The 16,763-nt window shown below is 62.3% G+C and carries 12 protein-coding genes; 6 read left to right on the forward strand and 6 right to left on the reverse strand.

All coding sequences use genetic code 11. The features are described 5' to 3' along the window. Positions 1 to 35 precede the first annotated feature (35 nt). Both KI613_RS10770 and KI613_RS10775 read right to left on the reverse strand, forming a co-directional pair. Positions 36 to 1,922 (reverse strand): SurA N-terminal domain-containing protein, encoded by a 1,887-nt coding sequence (locus KI613_RS10770; protein WP_226405624.1) that lies wholly within the window; start codon positions 1,920 to 1,922, stop codon positions 36 to 38. A gap of 93 nt (positions 1,923 to 2,015) precedes the next feature. Continuing rightward, positions 2,016 to 3,437 carry an aminotransferase-like domain-containing protein gene (locus tag KI613_RS10775; RefSeq protein WP_226405626.1) on the reverse strand — a complete coding sequence of 474 codons (1,422 nt, stop codon included), beginning with the start codon at positions 3,435 to 3,437 and terminating at the stop codon, positions 2,016 to 2,018. 144 nt (positions 3,438 to 3,581) lie between these two features. Between KI613_RS10775 and KI613_RS10780 the strand changes: the two genes are divergently transcribed. Then, positions 3,582 to 3,872 (forward strand): DUF2917 domain-containing protein, encoded by a 291-nt coding sequence (locus tag KI613_RS10780; RefSeq protein ID WP_226405627.1) that lies wholly within the window; start codon positions 3,582 to 3,584, stop codon positions 3,870 to 3,872. Between the two features lie 6 nt (positions 3,873 to 3,878). Here KI613_RS10780 and KI613_RS10785 read toward each other — a convergent pair whose 3' ends face one another. Further along, positions 3,879 to 4,091 (reverse strand): hypothetical protein, encoded by a 213-nt coding sequence (locus KI613_RS10785; protein WP_226405629.1) that lies wholly within the window; start codon positions 4,089 to 4,091, stop codon positions 3,879 to 3,881. Between the two features lie 147 nt (positions 4,092 to 4,238). On the opposite strand from KI613_RS10785, the gene KI613_RS10790 reads away from it, so the two are divergent. Further along, complete coding sequence (locus KI613_RS10790) at positions 4,239 to 4,403, forward strand: hypothetical protein (protein WP_226405631.1); 165 nt, start codon at positions 4,239 to 4,241, stop codon at positions 4,401 to 4,403. 183 nt (positions 4,404 to 4,586) lie between these two features. On the opposite strand, the gene KI613_RS10795 is transcribed toward KI613_RS10790, so the two are convergent. The 3 genes from KI613_RS10795 to KI613_RS10805 all read right to left on the reverse strand — a co-directional run bounded on the left by KI613_RS10795 (position 4,587) and on the right by KI613_RS10805 (position 11,871). Further along, positions 4,587 to 5,153 (reverse strand): rhodanese-like domain-containing protein, encoded by a 567-nt coding sequence (locus KI613_RS10795; protein ID WP_226405633.1) that lies wholly within the window; start codon positions 5,151 to 5,153, stop codon positions 4,587 to 4,589. A gap of 137 nt (positions 5,154 to 5,290) precedes the next feature. After that, complete coding sequence (gene purL, locus KI613_RS10800) at positions 5,291 to 9,220, reverse strand: phosphoribosylformylglycinamidine synthase (protein ID WP_226405635.1); 3,930 nt, start codon at positions 9,218 to 9,220, stop codon at positions 5,291 to 5,293. A gap of 146 nt (positions 9,221 to 9,366) precedes the next feature. Further along, positions 9,367 to 11,871, reverse strand: coding sequence for a response regulator (locus KI613_RS10805; protein WP_226405637.1), 2,505 nt, complete (start codon positions 11,869 to 11,871; stop codon positions 9,367 to 9,369). Positions 11,872 to 12,031: 160 nt separating this feature from the next. On the opposite strand from KI613_RS10805, the gene KI613_RS10810 reads away from it, so the two are divergent. Genes KI613_RS10810 through KI613_RS10825 form a run of 4 tightly spaced genes read left to right on the forward strand, consistent with a single transcriptional unit; the run spans position 12,032 to position 16,488 of the window. Then, positions 12,032 to 12,802 (forward strand): DUF3348 domain-containing protein, encoded by a 771-nt coding sequence (locus KI613_RS10810; protein WP_226405639.1) that lies wholly within the window; start codon positions 12,032 to 12,034, stop codon positions 12,800 to 12,802. Next, positions 12,799 to 15,156: a DUF802 domain-containing protein gene (locus tag KI613_RS10815; protein ID WP_226405641.1), complete on the forward strand. Its 2,358-nt coding sequence runs from the start codon at positions 12,799 to 12,801 to the stop codon at positions 15,154 to 15,156. Before KI613_RS10810 ends, KI613_RS10815 begins: the two co-directional genes overlap by 4 nt. Before the next feature lie 2 nt (positions 15,157 to 15,158). After that, entirely contained in the window at positions 15,159 to 15,803 is a 645-nt protein-coding gene (locus tag KI613_RS10820; RefSeq protein ID WP_226405643.1) for an OmpA family protein, read from the forward strand. Continuing rightward, positions 15,796 to 16,488 (forward strand): DUF2894 domain-containing protein, encoded by a 693-nt coding sequence (locus KI613_RS10825; protein WP_226405645.1) that lies wholly within the window; start codon positions 15,796 to 15,798, stop codon positions 16,486 to 16,488. Before KI613_RS10820 ends, KI613_RS10825 begins: the two co-directional genes overlap by 8 nt. Positions 16,489 to 16,763 lie beyond the last annotated feature (275 nt).

Genomic DNA, 16,763 nt, shown 5'->3' on the forward strand with positions numbered 1-16,763 from the left:
GGCCGCAGCCCGCTTTTTATCTTTCAGTCTGCCGCTTACTTGTCTTTCGACTCCAGCGCGGCCTGATTTATTTCCACCTTGTAGCGGCTGCGCAGGGCGGCCAGATAGAGCTGGACTTCCTCCTGGGCGGCCAGATTGCCCAGTTGCTTGAGCATCCCCTGCTTGCTGGCATCGTCGAGTTTTTCGCCTGCCTGGACCTTGGTCAGCTTGAACAATGCGTAACCTGTGCCTGGCAGTTCGACGCCGGAGTAAGACGGCAGCTTGCCGGTTTCCATGCGGAACACGGACTGTGCCACAGGCGGCGGCAGTTGGCGGGCTTCCATGCGCGATACGCTCTTGGCGGCGCCCCAGGTCAGTTTGTCCTCGCCCTTCTTCAAGGCTTCCAGACGTGCTTCGCCATCCTTGCTGGCCAGAACCTGGGCTTCCTTGTTCTTGAGCAGGGTTTCGATGTTGGCCTTGACGCTGTCGAAGGGCTGCAAGGCCTTCGGCTTGTAATCGACCAGACGCGCCGCAACCAGGGTATTGGCGGCGATTTCAACGGCTTCGGTATTGCGGCGATTCTTGACGGAATCTTCCGAGAACAGCGCCGTCATGAGCTTTTCGTTGCCGAGCGCGCCGTTGGCCGGATTGGCCTGACGGGCCAGCCAGTCGGATGATTTGACGGTCAGCTTGAATTTCTCGGCAACCGGCTTGAGGCTGTCCGACTGTTCATAGACCATGTTGCTGAAGGCTTCAGCGGCTTCGGCAAACTTGCGGGTACCGGCAGCCTTCTTGAGTTCAGCTTCGATTTCGCCACGAACATCAGCCAGCGGCTTTTCCTTGGCGGCATGGATGCCGGTCAGCTTGATGATGTGGAAGCCGAAATCGGACTCGACGACGCCGGAAATCTCGCCTTCCTTGAGGCCCGTGGTCGTGTCTTCGAAGGCCTTGACCATGGCACCGCGCCCGAAGTAACCGAGGTCGCCACCCTTGGAGGCCGAACCCGGGTCATCGGAATTCTTCCTGGCCAGGTCGGCAAAGGCGGCTGGATTCTTGCGGACTTCAGCGAGTAGCTCTTCCGCCTTGGCTTTGGCCTTGTCCTTGCCGAGTTTTTCCGAGGCGATCAGGATGTGGCTGGCGCGACGCTCTTCCGGTTGCAGGAAACGATCCTTGTGACCGTCGTACCAGGCCTTTATCTCGGCATCGGTGACAGCCAGCTGGGCAGCGATGGCATCCATCGACAGCACGACGTATTCGGCCTTGGCCTGCTCGGGCACTTCAAACTGCTTGGCATTCTCGTCGTAGAACTTTTTTGCCGCATCGTCGGCCAGCTTGACCTTGCCGAGGTAGCTATCGAGGTTCAGGCGGAATTCCATGACCTCACGTTTCTCGGTCTGCAGGGCCAGCAAGCGGTCGGCAACGGAACGGGAAACCACGCCGGATTGGCCGATCGCCCCCGCCAGTTGCTGCACGGTCAGATCCTGACGCAGTTGTGCCTCGAAACCGGCCGGCGACATGCCCTGGGCACGCAACGCGGCTTCGTAGCGTTCGACGGAGAATTTGCCGTCAACCTTGAAGGCCTCGATCGCGCCGATGGCCTGGCGGATGGCGTTGTCGCCGGCCACCATATTTTTCTTGCTCGCCTCGATAACGAGCAGGCGCTGGTTGATCAGATCGTCAAGAATCGCTTTGCGGGCCTCGGGATTTTCCAGCATCTTCGGGTCGAACTGAGCCCCCATTTGCGTGCGCAGGCGCTCCTGCTGTTCGCGCAGGGTCTGCTGGAACTGTTGCTGGGTAATCTTGACGTCGCCAATCGTGGCGACATCGCCGCCGGAGCCGTCGCTGCGCATGTAGGAATCAACGCCGAAAAAGGCGAACGGCAGCGTGATCAGCGCCAGAAATACCTGGACGATTCTTTTGTTGTTGCGGACTGCGTCGAACATGAGGAGAAAAATCCTTCGAATGCGTTCAAAAAGGCAAAGGCAGCTTGCCCAAAAGGCCGAATGATACCGTAATTTCCCTGGCCTCCCGTTGATTTAGGCGCTGGAAAAGATCGCTCCCAGGCGACGCACGGCGTCTTCGATTGCCGGCGTGTGCGGGTTGCCGCAATTGAGGCGCAGGCAATTGCGGTACATGCCGCTGGGCGAGAACAGATCGCCCGGCACGTAGGCCAGGTTTTCGCCGATTGCCCGTTGGTAGAGTCGCGTGGTGTCGATGTTTTCGGGCAATTCCACCCACAGGACGTAGCCGCCCTGCGGCTGGGTGATGCGGGTCGCCGCCGGAAAATAACGGCTGACCGCCAGCCGCATTGCTTCAACCTGCTGCGAGTAGGCCCGGCGCAGGGTGCGCAGATGACGCTCATAGGCGCCGGATTCGAGATATTCGGCGAGCACATGCTGGGTAATCGGATTGGTACCGCCGCTGGTGATGGTTTTCTGCAAGGCAATGGCCGAGTGATAGCGCCCGGCCGCGACAAAGCCGATGCGCAAGGCGGGCGACAGGCTTTTCGAGAACGACGAGCAGAGCATGACGTTGCCCACCTTGTCGAATGCCTTGATCGGCCACGGCCGCTCGCTGCCGAGGTGGAGATCGCCGTAGATGTCGTCCTCGATCACCGCCACGCCGCGGGCTGCGGTCAACGCCGAAAACAGCCGTTTTCTGTCGTCCGGCATGACGCAGCCGAGCGGATTGCTGCCATTCGAGACGATCAGGCAGGCGGCGATACCGCCGTTGCGCGTCGCCAGATCGAGCGCTTCGACCGACATTCCGGTGCGTGGATCGGTCGGGATTTCCAGCGCCTTGAGGCCGAGCGTTTCGAGCAACTGCAGCATCAAATAGTAGGCCGGCGACTCGACCGCCACGGTATCGCCGGGTTTGGTCACCGCCCGCAAACACAAGCCGAGCGCTTCGGTACACGAATTGGTGATGACGAACTCCTCGGCCGGCAGCGGTCCGCCCCAGGCCAGCGAGCGGCGAACCAGCTGGCGAACCAGCGCCGGCTCGTCGGTATTGATGTGGCTGCCGCCTTCGAGCAGCCTGGGATGGCGCCGCGCGACGCCGGCATACAAACGCTGCAATGCCGCAACTGGCAACAACTCGGGCGCCGGCAAGGCGGCGGCGAGCGGCGCGATGCCGTTTCTCGCGCCGGCGCGCAAGACGCTGACCAGCCGTTGAGAAATATCGACCGGGCTCGGTTCTTCCGGCGTTGAGCGGACTACCGGCTCGGCGCGCGCGGCCTTGGCACGCTGAACGAAAAACCCGGACTGTGGCCGCGCTTCGACCAGGCCGCGATCCTCCAGCAGGCGCAGCGCCTGGACGACGGTCGACACGGAAAGCCGACGTTGGCTCGACAAGCGCCGCACCGACGGCAGGCGGTCACCGTGATTCAACACGCCGCTGGCAATCATGCCGCTCAATTCAGCCGCCAGTTGCTCATAGCGCAACAATTCTTCAGCCATCAGGCACCTATACAGTTAGCGTCGGCAGCGACCAGTACAGTTGATATTTCTGACAACTGTATTGGTCACAATTTAAATCCATTGCAACTGTACCACCCGCTATCCGGAACCTAAAATTTCTCCACAATCAAAGCGGAGAGAGCCATGAACAACCATCGGGTTTCGGAGGAAATATGCCTGCAGCCGGGCCACCCCGTCCGCCTGAATGACGCCGCCGGCACCCGAGTCCGCTGCCTGCGGGGCACGATCTGGATTACCGTCGCCAACGAGCCCGACGACGTATTTCTCGGGAGCGGGCAAAGCTACCTGATTTCCCGCAATGGCCTGAGTCTTGTTGAACGGATAGGCAACAGCAGCATGCAACTGGAGAGGCGGCAAGGAGGCGGATGGCTCACGGGCCTGATCCGGCGCCTGACGAACGGGCCGGGTCGGTGACGGAACTCAGTCGAACAAATCCGGTTCCATCGGCAACAGATTTTCCCGCTTGACGGTCAGGCGAACGGGAACACCCTGCTTGCCGATTGCCTCGACCACCATGCGCCCGGCCGAGGCCTCGGCCACCACGAGAACATTGCGCGTCGCCTTGCGGGTGCGGCCGCGGTAGGTCGCCAGCGTTCCGGCGGGAGGCAACCAGGCAGGCTTGGGGCGCGACATTGGGGGCCTTTCATGCTTTGGGGTGGCCAAAGCCTACCGCGGAAAAAAGATTTCTCGAATACTGTACATCCATACAGGTTTCGGCTATTCTGCACTCGAACGCGCACCACTGTTTATCCATACAGTCACCGACAAGGAGTTGCCATCATGAAACGTCTTCAACAATGGTTCGATCTGATCGCCGGCATTTCCCACGATGAGCATGCTCGCCTGGAGCGGGCCAAGGCCATCTTCGGCGCCACCGGCCCGGACGTCGAGCGGCTGCAGATGCCGGCGTGCTGGCGACGCAGTTCGCGCGTCGTCATCTACTGACAGCGGAAGCCCCTGTTTCAATTTTGGGCAAAATTTCCGGTTGACCGTGAGAACCAGCCGCATGCGCTCCCGGTTGCCTGAAAACCAGAAATCCCGCGGTCAACCCGAAAAATGGCCAAAAATGAAAACGGAACTCCGCAGAGTTCCGTTCGGGTAGCGATCAAGTTCTGAGACTCAATGCGCTCAGAACTCGTCCTTGACGATGGGAAAGCCCAGCGCATCCCAGTCAAGCATGCCGCCCCGGTAATAATAGATCTTGTCGGCCGGGAAACCGTCGCGAACCATCGCGTTGATCGCCGTCGGGCTTTGCGGGCAGACCGGACCGTTGCAGAAGGCATAGACCTTCTTGGCCTTGCTGCAATCCCACTTGCCGGCCGTCTTGGCGCAACCCAGTTCGTCCATGCGACCAGAAACCAGCGTGTAGGGAATGTGGTACGAATTCGGGATGGTGCCCTTGATCCGGTCGTCCGGCTCACGCATGTCGACGATCATCGAATCCTTGTCGTTCATTGCGTGGAGTATTTCGATTTCCGTCACCGGGTGCACGCCGGCCACCGGAATCAGCGGCTGCAGCCAGCCCTTGTTTTTGGCGCACGGTGTCATCGTGCGGGTGATGACGAACGGTCCGCTCTTGGTCTGGACAACGAACTGCTTGTCCTCACCGATAATGCGCAGCAACTCTTTTTCCTGCGCAGAAGCGCCCATGGACACGGCAACGATCCCGGCAGCCAGCAAAATTTTCTTGAACATACGACTCCTCCATTGCTATTAGATTTGGATTTGGCAACCACTGATCATAAGTGATTGCGTATATTGTAATTTAACAATATACGTCTGTAAAAAAGAAAGGCGACCCGCAGGCCGCCTTTTCTGATTTTCCCTGTCGTTTAACCGACCCAGCGCCGCGCGTTGCGGAACATCCGCATCCACGGCGAATCCTCGCCCCAGTTTTCCGGGTGCCACGACATCTGCACGGTACGGAATACACGTTCCGGGTGCGGCATCATGATCGTGAAGCGGCCGTCGGCCGTCGTCACCGCCGTCAGGCCGTTCGGCGAACCGTTCGGGTTGTACGGATAGACCTCGGTCGGCTCGCCCTTGTTGTCGACGTAGCGCACGGCCGACAAGACCTTGGCCTTGTCGTCGGCGTTATCGAAAACCGCCCTGCCCTCGCCGTGCGAAACGACGATGGGCACTTGCGAGCCTTCCATGCCGGCGAAGAAAATCGACGGCGATTCGAGGATTTCGGTCATCACGAAGCGGGCTTCGAACTGCTCGACCTTGTTGCGACGGAAAGCCGGCCAGTTTTCGGCGCCCGGGATGATGGATTTGAGGGCGCTCATCATCTGGCAGCCGTTGCAGACGCCGAGGGCAAAGGTGTCGGGGCGCTGGAAGAAGGCGGCGAATTCGTCGCGGCAACCGTCGTGCATGAGAATGGTCCGCGCCCAGCCGAGGCCGGCGCCGAGCACATCGCCATACGAGAAGCCACCGCAGGCGACCAGCCCCTTGAAGTCCTTGAGGCTGACGCGACCGGCCAGAATGTCGCTCATATGCACGTCGACCGAAGCGAAGCCGGCCTTGTCGAATGCGGCGGCCATTTCGTAATGGCTGTTGACGCCCTGCTCGCGCAGGATGGCGACGCGCGGCCGGCCGCTGATGTCCTGATAGACCTGGGTGAAATCGTCCTGCGGATCGAAGCTCAGCTTCGGCGTCAGGCCGGGATCGGCGACGTCGAGGATGCGGTCAAATTCCTGTTGCGCGCAGCTCGGATTGTCGCGCATGGCCTGCATCTGATAGCTGGTTTCCGACCAGGCACGTTGCAGGTCGACGCGTTTTTCGCGCAGCACGCGCTTGGCGTTGCGGGTGACGCGGATTTCGTCCCATTCGTTCATCGTGCCGACGAAATGGTACGGCACGCGCAGGGCACGCAGAATCGGCGTGACCTTTTCGCGGTCAGCACGGCGGATCTGGATCAAGGCGCCGAGTTCTTCGTTGAACAGGGCGCGCACGATGTTCTCGAAATCGCGGCCGGCCAGCAGGTTGGGCAGCTTCTCCGAACCATCGACATCGCCGGCACCCGCGTCGTAGCAGATGCCGTCGAGATCGAGCGAGACGCCACGGCGCGTGGCGAAGGCCATTTCGCAAGCAGCGACGAACAGACCGCCGTCGGAACGGTCGTGGTAGGCGAGCAGCAGGCCGTCGCGATTGAGTTTCTGCACGGCATCGAACAATCCCTTGAGTTTGGCAGGATCGTCGACATCCGGCGCATCGCTGCCGGTGGCGTTGTAAACCTGGGCCAGACAGGAGCCGCCGAGGCGGTTCTTGCCGAGGTCGAGCAGCAGCAGCTCCGTTTCGCCCTGATCGAAGGCCAGTTGCGGCGTCTTGGTCTTGCGCACGTCGTTCACAGAGGCGAAGGAAGTGACGACCAGCGACAGCGGCGATACGACCTGCTTCTTGACGCCGCCATCTTCCCAGGCGGTACGCATCGACAGCGAATCCTTGCCGACCGGGATCGATACGCCAATCGCCTTGCACAGGTCGGAGACGGCTTCGACGGTGTCGAACAGGCGGGCATCTTCACCAGCGACGCCGCAGGGCGCCATCCAGTTGGCCGACAACTTGACCTTGCCGAGTTCGCCGACATCGGCCGCAGCCAGGTTGGTCAGTGCCTCGCCGATGGCCATGCGGCCGGAGGCCGGCGCATCGAACACGGCGAGCGGCGTGCGCTCGCCCATGGCGAAGGCTTCGCCGAGGTAACCCTGGTAGCCCATCGTGGTGACGGCGACGTCGGCGACCGGCACCTGCCACGGGCCGACCATCTGGTCGCGGGCGGTCATGCCGCCGACGGAACGGTCGCCGATCGAGATCAGGAAGGTCTTGTCGGCGATGGTCGGCAGACGCATCAGGCGATAGGCGGCGTCCTTGAGTTCGATGGCCGTGGCGTCGAAGGAGACGAAGGTTTCCGGCTCATGCTTGACGTCGCGGGTCATGCGCGGCGGCTTGCCGAGTAGCGCTTCCATTTCCATGTCCACCGGATTGATGCCGAAATGGTCATCGGTCACGGTCAGGTGGCCATCGCCGGTGGCTTCGCCGACGACAGCGAACGGGCAGCGCTCGCGCTCACACATGGCCTGGAATTCGGCGATGCGGTTCGGCGGAATGGCCAGCACGTAGCGTTCCTGCGATTCGTTGGACCAGATTTCGGCTGGCGACATGCCCGGCTCTTCGGTCGGCACCTTGCGCAGATCGAACACGGCGCCGACGCCACCCGAATGGGCCAGTTCCGGCAGGGCGTTGGAGACACCGCCGGCGCCAACGTCATGCACCGACAGGATCGGGTTGTTCTTGCCCATCTGCCAGCAGCGGTCGATGACTTCCTGCGCGCGGCGCTGGATTTCCGGGTTGCCGCGCTGGACCGAGGCAAAATCGAGGTCTTCGGCATTGGAACCGGCTGTCATCGAAGAGGCGGCGCCGCCGCCCAGGCCGATCAGCATGCCCGGGCCACCCAGTTGCACGAACTTGGTGCCGACCGGGAAGGTTTCATCCTTGAATGACTGCTCGGCCTGGATGCTGCCCAGACCGCCGGCGATCATGATCGGCTTGTGGTAGCCGCGCACGGTACCGGCGACGTCCTGTTCATAGGTTCGGAAATAGCCGGTCAGGTTCGGGCGGCCGAATTCGTTGTTGAAAGCGGCGGCACCAATCGGGCCTTCGAGCATGATGTCGAGGGCCGAAGCGATGCGCGACGGGCGGCCGTAGGCTTTTTCCCAAGGCTGAGTTGCGTCGGGAATGTTCAGGTTGGAGACCGAGAAACCACAGAGGCCGGCCTTCGGCTTGGAGCCCTTGCCGGTGGCGCCTTCGTCGCGGATTTCGCCGCCGGAACCGGTAGAAGCCCCCGGGAACGGGGAAATGGCCGTCGGGTGATTGTGCGTCTCGACCTTGGTCAGGATGTGGGTCAGCTCTTCCTTGTAGCTATAGCCGCGGTCGGCATCCGGGTAGAAACGCTGGATGGTGGCGCCTTCGATGATCGAGGCGTTGTCGGCGTAGGCCATGATCGTGCCTTGCGGGGCGGCGGCATGGGTTTCGCGGATCATGCCGAACAGCGTCTTGTCCTTGGCCTGCCCGTCGATGACCCAGGAGGCGTTGAAAATCTTGTGGCGGCAGTGCTCGGAATTGGCCTGGGCGAACATCATGAGTTCGACGTCGGTCGGGTTGCGGCCGGCCTTGGTGAACACGTCGAGCAGGTAATCGATTTCGTCGTCGGACAGGGCCAGGCCGAGCGAGCCGTTGGCGTCGACCAGGGCAGCCTTGCCGCCAGCCAGGACATCGACGGTATTGAGCGGCTTCGGCTCGAAATGGCGGAACAGTTCGCCGGCGGCGTCGAAGCCGGGCAGCACTGAGTCGGTCATGCGGTCGTGCAGCAGGCCGGCGACGGTTTTCTTTTCATCGGCGCTCAGGGCGCGGTTGTTCTTGGTCACGACATGGAAGGCGATGACCCGCTCGATGCGCTCGATGGCATCCAGATCGCAGTTCCAGGCGATGTCGGTGGCCTTCGACGACCACGGGGAAATGGTGCCGATGCGCGGCGCGACGAGGAACAGTTCGCCCGCCTCGCTGCCTGCCGCCTTCTCTTCGAGCAGCGTCGCCAGCTTGCTGCGCTCGTCGGCATTCAGCGCACGCTTTTGCGCCACGACATGCCAGTAATCGGCCACCACCGACTCGATATCCGACACGGCCGCCACCAGGCGGGCTTGCAGGCGTTGCAGACGGAAGGCGGAAAAGGCGGCGTCGCCCTTGAGGCAAAGAATGTCGGCCATGGGGAGTGGGGTCTGGTTAGGCGGAGAGGCCGGCATTATACCCGAGGTGGCGGTGGGTGCCGGGTCATGGATGGCAGCAAGCCGCAGTAGCGGCCGACTTCAATTTTGGGCGTTTTTTCCGGTTGACCGTAGCAACGGCCGCAGACTTAGCTGCCCCGTTCCAGCCACTTGAGCACGCTCGCAAAGAGCGTCTCCGGAACTACCGGTTTGGCGATGAAATCGTTCATCCCTGCCGCATAGCAGCGTGCCTTGTCTTCGGCAAAGGCGTTGGCAGTCATCGCCAGGATCGGCGGATTGCCGCCTGCGGCCAGTTGCCGGATACGTCGCGTGGCTTCCAGGCCGTCCATCCGGGGCATCTGCATGTCCATCAGGATCAGGTCGTAGCTGTTTTTTTCAGCCAGGGCCAGTGCTTCCTGGCCATTGTTCGCCACATCAACCTGCAAACCGGCGTCGCCGAGCAGCGCGACGGCAATTTCCTGGTTGATCGGCTCATCCTCGGCGAGCAGTATCCGCCGCCCGGCATAGCTGCGCAGCAACCCGGCCTCTGCCATCTGCGGCAGGGCTGAAGCAGCCCCTTTTGTGGCAACTCCCTTTCTTAACCTGGCGGTGAACCAGAAAGTACTGCCGACCCCGATCTGGCTGACGACGCCAGCGTCGCCGCCCATCAACTGGGCCAGCTTTCGGGTAATGGCCAGCCCCAAACCGGTGCCGCCGTAACGGCGCGTTATCGTATCGTCGGCCTGGGCGAAAGAGGCAAACAGGCGTTCCTGAACCTCGAGAGGAATGCCGGGCCCGGTATCCTGAACCTCGACACGGACGCAGACGCTGGCGTCGTCCTCGCTCTCCTGCTGCACTCGCAGCGTTACCCCGCCAGCCTCGGTGAATTTGATGGCATTGCTGGCGTAGTTCAATATCGCCTGCTGAAGCCGCGTCGAGTCACCCAGAAGATTCCGCGACAGTATCTGCACATCGCAGCGCAGGATCAGGTTTTTCGCTTGGCTCTGCTCCGAGAGCATGGAAGCGACATTGGCAACAAGCGCTCCAAAGTTGACTTCACTTTCCTCCAGGACAAACTGGCCGGCTTCTATCTTCGACAAATCGAGAATGGCATTGATAATTTCGAGCAGATGTCGCCCGGCCACGTCAATTTTCTCGAGCTTTTCAGCCTGCTTGGGCTCCACCCCCGAGCGTTTGAGGAGATGCACCATACCGGTAATCGCGTTGAGCGGCGTCCGTATCTCGTGCGACATGTTGGCGATGAATGAACTCTTCGCGACATTGGCCGCTTCCGCTGCCTCCTTGGCGACCGACAGGGCCGCAGTGCGCTGGGCGACCAGGTCTTCAAGATGCAAACGATAGGCGACCAGTTCGGCTTCCGCCGCCTTGCGCTGCGAAATATCGCGCGTGACTGCCAACAGCAGGGTCTGGCCATTGTCGGTCATTGGCACGGCATGGGTCTCCAGCCAGCGCCGGCCGCCCTTCAGGCCACACACCTCGAATTCCATTTGCACCGCAGCCCCGGCCAGGACCTTGCGGTGCATGTCCACGAAGGCATCGCGGTATTCCGGAGCAACCAGCTCGAGCATCGGCCGATTGGCCACCTGCGCCAATGAGTCGGCCTCGATCATCGCCAGTCCGGCCGGATTCATCTGGAGCAACCGCCCCTTTGCATCGACCATCTTGATGCACTCCGGCTCGTTGTCGATGATGGTGCGTAGCCGGGCCTCGCTTGCCGCGACATCGATCAGCCCCTGTCGGCGCTCGGCATCGATGCGCGCCAGTTCGATCCGGGTTTCGGAGAGCCAGCCGAGCACACTGTTTTCCATCCCCGCGGCAACCGGAACGGGGGTCGAAAAATCACCCTGTCCGAGACGGGCGATGCGCGCATGCACCTCATCCAGCGACCCGCCAAGGCTTGTCCGCAAGGCCCGGTAGGTACGCCTCACGGTCAACAGCAGGAGCAGCCCTAACAAGATGAAAACCCCTCGCATCAGCAAGGCAAAATCTTCGGCATCGCGCACCATCTTTTGTGTGCGCTCCGTCAACAGGTCATGCAGTTCGCTCATCGGCCGCATGATGTCGGCCTTGGCCTGATGATAGGCGGCATCGTTCAACATCTGGCTGGCCTGCAAGCGAACGGTGTCACTTATTTCCAATGCCGATTCGACCAGTGCCATGGCTGCGAATTCGGTACGGGTCAGGGCATCCGAATTGGCCTTGGCCTGCGCCAGCCGAGCAAACTCCTGATCGGAAAAACCGGCCTGCCGCATCAGATCCAGCAGGGAAATGTTTTGCCCGCTCGATGGACGTGGGCGCTGGTCATCCGCTCCCACCATGTCCCAGTAAATATTCTGGTAATCCACCGGGCGGGGCTTGCGGCCATCGCGGATGTCGAGGATTTCCTGGTAATGCTGCTTGAACAGCGGATCGCCGGTGATCACATAGCTGCGCACCATGCGCGTCAGGTCATCGGACGACTGGCGCAACTCCTGCGCCAGCCAGAAAGACTGAATACGCTGTTCGTTGGCCTCGTCGATCCGCTTTTCCGAACGCACATAAAACAAAAAGACGAGGGCAAAAATAACGAACACAATCGCCATCAGCCACAGGCTGCGGGAAAATCGGGAAGGACTGGAAATGGCGGAAATCATGTTTTTAGCGTTCTGTGCTCATCATACCTCCTCGCAACGGCAGGGCTGAGGTCAGATGCTCCGGATTGGAGACGCCCGGCCTGAGCATCAAAACGCAGACCGCTGACCGCGTCGCAAAGTTGTAGTAGCCTTGCGAGCCCTTTCGACGTCGAACCAGGTCATGATCATGACGCGTGAATTGCAACGCGCCACCTTCAATCGCTCTGCCCTCGTCCGCGTCCTGTCCGACACCCTCCCGGAAGTCCCTGATCCGAAATACGATTTCGGTGAACGGCTCGGGCAGTGGCTGGACTTTTCGGATGCGCTGACGCTGTTTTCGGTCCTCAATACCGAGGCCGGCAGCGGCACGCCCATCGCTTCGGCAAACAGCGACCTGCCGGGCCAACTGGCCCGCATCCGCCGCAACCTCAGCGATTCGATCCACAACGATGGCGTTTTCAGTGCCGAGCCGGCGCGCATCCCTTTCCCAACGCCATTGCCCAACGCCACGCCGGAAAGCGCCGCCGATTTCTCGCCCTACCACCGCTACTATCTCGCTCACCAGCGCGACATGAATTCCGCCATCACCGCCTTGCGCGCCAATGCCCGCAAGGCGCTGGCCGGCAAGTCAGCGGCGGGCCGGCAACTGGCCGACCTCGACGCCGCCTTCGAAAAATTTCTGTTCACCCGCGAACGCAACCTGCTGTCGAACACCCCGATCATGCTCGGCAAGCGCTTCGACCAGCGCTACGCCGAACACCGCGCCGTCCTTGCAGACAACACCGCCGACGATCCGACCACCTGGACGCAGCCGGGCAGCTGGCTCGAAGCCTTCTGTCACGACGCCCAGACGGTATTGCTCGCCGAGCTGGAACTGCGCCTCAAGCCGGTTGCCGGCCTGATCGCCGCCCTCGACAGCTCGGCCGAAATCAAGGAAACAAAGCCACAATGAACCGCAATCTCAGTCTCTTCGCCTTCATCCTCGGCCTCTTCGCCGTCGTCTGGGTCGCCGTCGGCTACATCGGCGGCCACCCGCTGGCCTTTACCGTCTCCTGCATCATTGCCGTGGTCTATGTCGCCGGCGCCCTCGAAATGCGCCGCTTCGACGCCAACACCACAGCGCTAGCGAAGGCGCTCGCCAACATCCCGGACGACATCGGCCACCTCGGCGAATGGCTGCAACAGGTGCCGGCCGCGCTGCAAAACGCCGTTCGCCTGCGCATCGAAGGCGAGCGCGTCGCCCTGCCCGGCCCCGGCATCACGCCCTACCTCGTCGGCCTGCTGGTCCTGCTCGGCATGCTCGGCACCTTCCTCGGCATGGTCGTCACGCTGAACGGCGCCGTGCTGGCGCTGGAAAGCACGACCGACCTGCAGACCATCCGCTCGGCGCTGGCCGCCCCGGTCAAGGGCCTTGGCGTCGCCTTCGGCACCTCGGTCGCCGGCGTCGCCACCTCGGCCATGCTTGGCCTGATCTCGGCCCTGTGCCGGCGCGACCGCCTGCAAGTCGGCCAACTGCTCGACAGCAAGATCGCCAGCGTGCTGCGCGATTTCTCGCTCACCCATCAGCGCCAGGAAACCTTCAAGGCCCTGCAGGCGCAGGCCCAGGCGCTGCCCGAACTGGTCGGCAAGCTCGACGCGATGATGAACCAGATGGCCGAGCAGAGCCGTCAGCTTGGCGACCAGTTGCTGGCTGGCCAGCAACGTTTCCATGACGAAGCCAAGGGTCTGTACACCGGTTTGGCCCAGTCCGTCGACCAGTCGCTCAAGTCCAGCCTGCGCGACAGCGCGACGGTCGCCGCCGAGACCATCCAGCCGGTCGTCACCGCCACCATGGCGAGCATCGCCGGTGAAACGCGCAGCCTGCACGACAAGCTGTTCGGCACCGTCGAAACGCAGCTCGCTGGCATTGCCGGCCAGTTCGCGCAAACCGTCACCACGGTTAGCGACACCTGGACGCAGGCCCTGACCCGCCACGAACAGGCCACCGACACCCAGCACCAGCACCTGCAAACGGCGCTCACCGCCTACGCCGACAGTTTCGAGCTACGCTCCGCCGCGTTGCTCGCCTCGGTCGAAAGCACCCAAACCAAGTTGCAGGCCGACGCCGCGCAACAGCACGCCGCGCTGGCCGAAACCACCGCCGCCAGCCAGCAGCAACTGGCCGCCACGCTGGCCAGCCAGTTCGACGGCGTCACCAGCCGCCTCGATCAAGCGGTCAGCCAGGTCGCCGACACCTTCGGCGAACGCACGCAGGCGCTGCTCGCTTCCATAGACTCCAGCCATGCCGCCTTCGCCCAAACCGCGCAGACCCAGCAGGCGGCGATCAGCGAGCAGGTGGCCGGTCAGCTCGATGGCATCACCCAACGTTTCGACGGCGCCGTGCAAACGGTTTCTGATACCTGGATCAGCGCCCTCGCCAAACATGAACAGGCCAGTGACCGCCTGACGCAAGCACTGGCGCAAACGGAAACCAGCCTCGCCGACACCTTCGCCCAGCGCACTGGCGCGCTACTCGCCGACATGCGCGCCACCCAGGCTAGCTGGCAAAGCGAATGGGTGACCGGCGAACAGACCCGCCAGGCCAGTTTCACCGACGCCCTCACGGCGATGGCCGGCAAGCTCGAAGCGCAATGGCAGCAACATGGTGACGCCACGCTGGCACAGCAGGAAAAGATCACGCAAACGCTTGGCGACACGGCCCGCGACCTCGTCGCCGCCCACCAGCGCCAGGCCGAAACGACCATTGCCGAAGTCACTCGTCTGATGCAGACCGCCGCCGAGGCGCCCAAGGCCGCTGCCGAGGTCATCGGCCAGCTACGCCACGAACTGTCGGCGAGCATGGCACGCGACAACAGCCTGCTCGAAGAACGCAGCCGCATCATGGAAACGCTGGGCGCCCTGCTCGACGCCATCAACCACGCCTCGACCGAGCAGCGCAGCGCCATCGACGCGCTGGTTTCTTCGTCGGCCGACCTGCTCGAACGTGCCGGCAGCCAGTTCGCCGCCAAGGTCGAGAGCGAAGCCGGCAAGCTGGTCGAGATCGGCACCAGCATCACCGGTGGCGCCCTCGAAGTGGCCAGCCTTGGTGAGGCTTTCGGCGCCGCGGTCAAGCTCTTCGCCGACTCCAACGACAAAATGATGACCGCCCTGCAACGCATCGAAGGCGGGCTGACCAAGTCGCTGACGCGCAGCGACGAACAGCTCGCCTACTATGTCGCGCAGGCGCGCGAAATCATCGACCTCAGCATCATGTCGCAGAAGAAGATGGTCGACGACCTGCAACGCGTCGCCGGTAGCGAGGCGTAACCATGGAAGACATCGACGCCAGCGTCGACCACAACACGCCCGTCTGGGCTGTCTTCGGCGACCTGATGGCCGGCCTGCTCGGCGCCTTCGTGCTCATCCTGGTCGGCGTGCTCGGAGTGCAGCTCGAACTGGTCACCAGCCTCGAAGCCGAAATCCAGAAACGCCAGCAGGAAGAACAACGCCGCGAGGCGCTGGAAAAGGCCCTGGCCGGCCCGCTCGCCTCCGGCCGGGTGACGCTCAGCAACGGCAAGATCGGCATCAGCGGCAACGTGCTTTTCGCGCCCAATTCCGACCAGTTGCAGCCGGAAGGCAAGCAACTGCTCACGAGCCTCTCCCAGCCCATCGCCGCCTACCTCGGCGCCAGCGAACAGATGCTCATGGTCAGCGGCTTCACCGACAACATGCCGGTGCGCGGCAGCAACAGCCGCTTCGCCGACAACTGGGAACTCTCGGCCCAGCGCGCCCTGACCGTCACGCGCACGCTGATCGAGGACGGCGTGCCCTCGTCATCCATCTTTGCCGCCGCTTTCGGTTCGCAGCAGCCGGTCGCCGACAACGCCGACGCCGACGGCCGCGCCCGCAACCGTCGCGTCGAAATGGCGCCGGTGCCCAAGTCTAGAACCAACGGCAAGGACGCCAATGGCTGAAACGGGCGACATGGGTGACGTTCAGGCCCAGCTCGACGCCCTGCGCGCCAGCGGCGCCGCCGACCGCGACCCCGTCCGCTTCGCCTACCTCGAAGCACTAAGCCGCCGCGCCGCCGAGCAGCCGAAATCCATCCGCCAGTTGCTTCACGCCAAGATCAGCGCCGCCGCCAACGAACTCACCAGCCGCCCGGCGCCGACGCCGACTGAAATCGCGCCGACAAGCACCGCCAGCCCGCTCGCCGAGCTGCTCACCTACATCAGCCAGCAAGCCCACGGTCAGCCGGATGTCATTCAGCTCGCCAATGAGGTTTCCACGGTCAACCGGAAAAATAGCCCAAAATCAAAATCCGCCTCGGCCGCCCACCGCCCGCAAGGCCCTGAACTAAAATCCGTCGCCATCTTCCGCAACGAGTGGTCCAAGCTCAGCACCGAGCAACAACTCACCCAAACCCTCGCCCAGGCCCCCGAAAATGCCGGCCCCATGAATTCCCAGCACCTTGTCCTGCGCAGCCTGGAACGCATGCGCGACATCGCGCCGGATTATTTGCAGGGGTTCATGAGCTACATCGACACGCTGATCTGGCTCGACCATGCCGACCCGACCAAGCCGGTGGCTGGGCGCTCATCGGGTGGCGAGAGAGAAAAGAAGCCAATGGCTGCGAAGCGTAGCGCGCCGAAGCGGTGATCAAACGTCGGGGCCGGCCACAATAATTCGGCTTCGCAGCTTGAGTCAGAGCGCCTTTTTCTCAAGGAAAAAAATCCAACCCAGCTATCTAGTTCTATGGAACTAACTATTGTGGTCGGCGTTCTTAGTTCTATTGAACTAGAAGATCAACAGCGGAGACAGCATGGAAAATGCAAGGTTTGGATATGGGTATGTACAGCGCCATGAGCAACAGCAGCCAAACCAGCGTGTAATGAATACGGTGAGGCCCGGTGTGTCGCCGACGATGTTGAAGC

It is taken from the genome of Ferribacterium limneticum (assembly GCF_020510585.1).
Lineage (GTDB): Bacteria > Pseudomonadota > Gammaproteobacteria > Burkholderiales > Rhodocyclaceae > Azonexus.

Excerpts from the sequence above, each read along its gene's own strand:
- KI613_RS10790 (WP_226405631.1), top strand. The coding sequence starts at position 4,239 with ATGAAACGTCTTCAACAATGGTTCGATCTGATCGCCGGCATTTCCCAC.
- KI613_RS10795 (WP_226405633.1), bottom strand. The coding sequence starts at position 5,153 with ATGTTCAAGAAAATTTTGCTGGCTGCCGGGATCGTTGCCGTGTCCATG.
- KI613_RS10770 (WP_226405624.1), bottom strand. The coding sequence starts at position 1,922 with ATGTTCGACGCAGTCCGCAACAACAAAAGAATCGTCCAGGTATTTCTG.
- KI613_RS10820 (WP_226405643.1), top strand. The coding sequence starts at position 15,159 with ATGGAAGACATCGACGCCAGCGTCGACCACAACACGCCCGTCTGGGCT.
- KI613_RS10825 (WP_226405645.1), top strand. The coding sequence starts at position 15,796 with ATGGCTGAAACGGGCGACATGGGTGACGTTCAGGCCCAGCTCGACGCC.
- KI613_RS10780 (WP_226405627.1), top strand. The coding sequence starts at position 3,582 with ATGAACAACCATCGGGTTTCGGAGGAAATATGCCTGCAGCCGGGCCAC.
- KI613_RS10815 (WP_226405641.1), top strand. The coding sequence starts at position 12,799 with ATGAACCGCAATCTCAGTCTCTTCGCCTTCATCCTCGGCCTCTTCGCC.
- KI613_RS10805 (WP_226405637.1), bottom strand. The coding sequence starts at position 11,871 with ATGATTTCCGCCATTTCCAGTCCTTCCCGATTTTCCCGCAGCCTGTGG.
- purL (WP_226405635.1), bottom strand. The coding sequence starts at position 9,220 with ATGGCCGACATTCTTTGCCTCAAGGGCGACGCCGCCTTTTCCGCCTTC.
- KI613_RS10775 (WP_226405626.1), bottom strand. The coding sequence starts at position 3,437 with ATGGCTGAAGAATTGTTGCGCTATGAGCAACTGGCGGCTGAATTGAGC.
- KI613_RS10785 (WP_226405629.1), bottom strand. The coding sequence starts at position 4,091 with ATGTCGCGCCCCAAGCCTGCCTGGTTGCCTCCCGCCGGAACGCTGGCG.
- KI613_RS10810 (WP_226405639.1), top strand. The coding sequence starts at position 12,032 with ATGATCATGACGCGTGAATTGCAACGCGCCACCTTCAATCGCTCTGCC.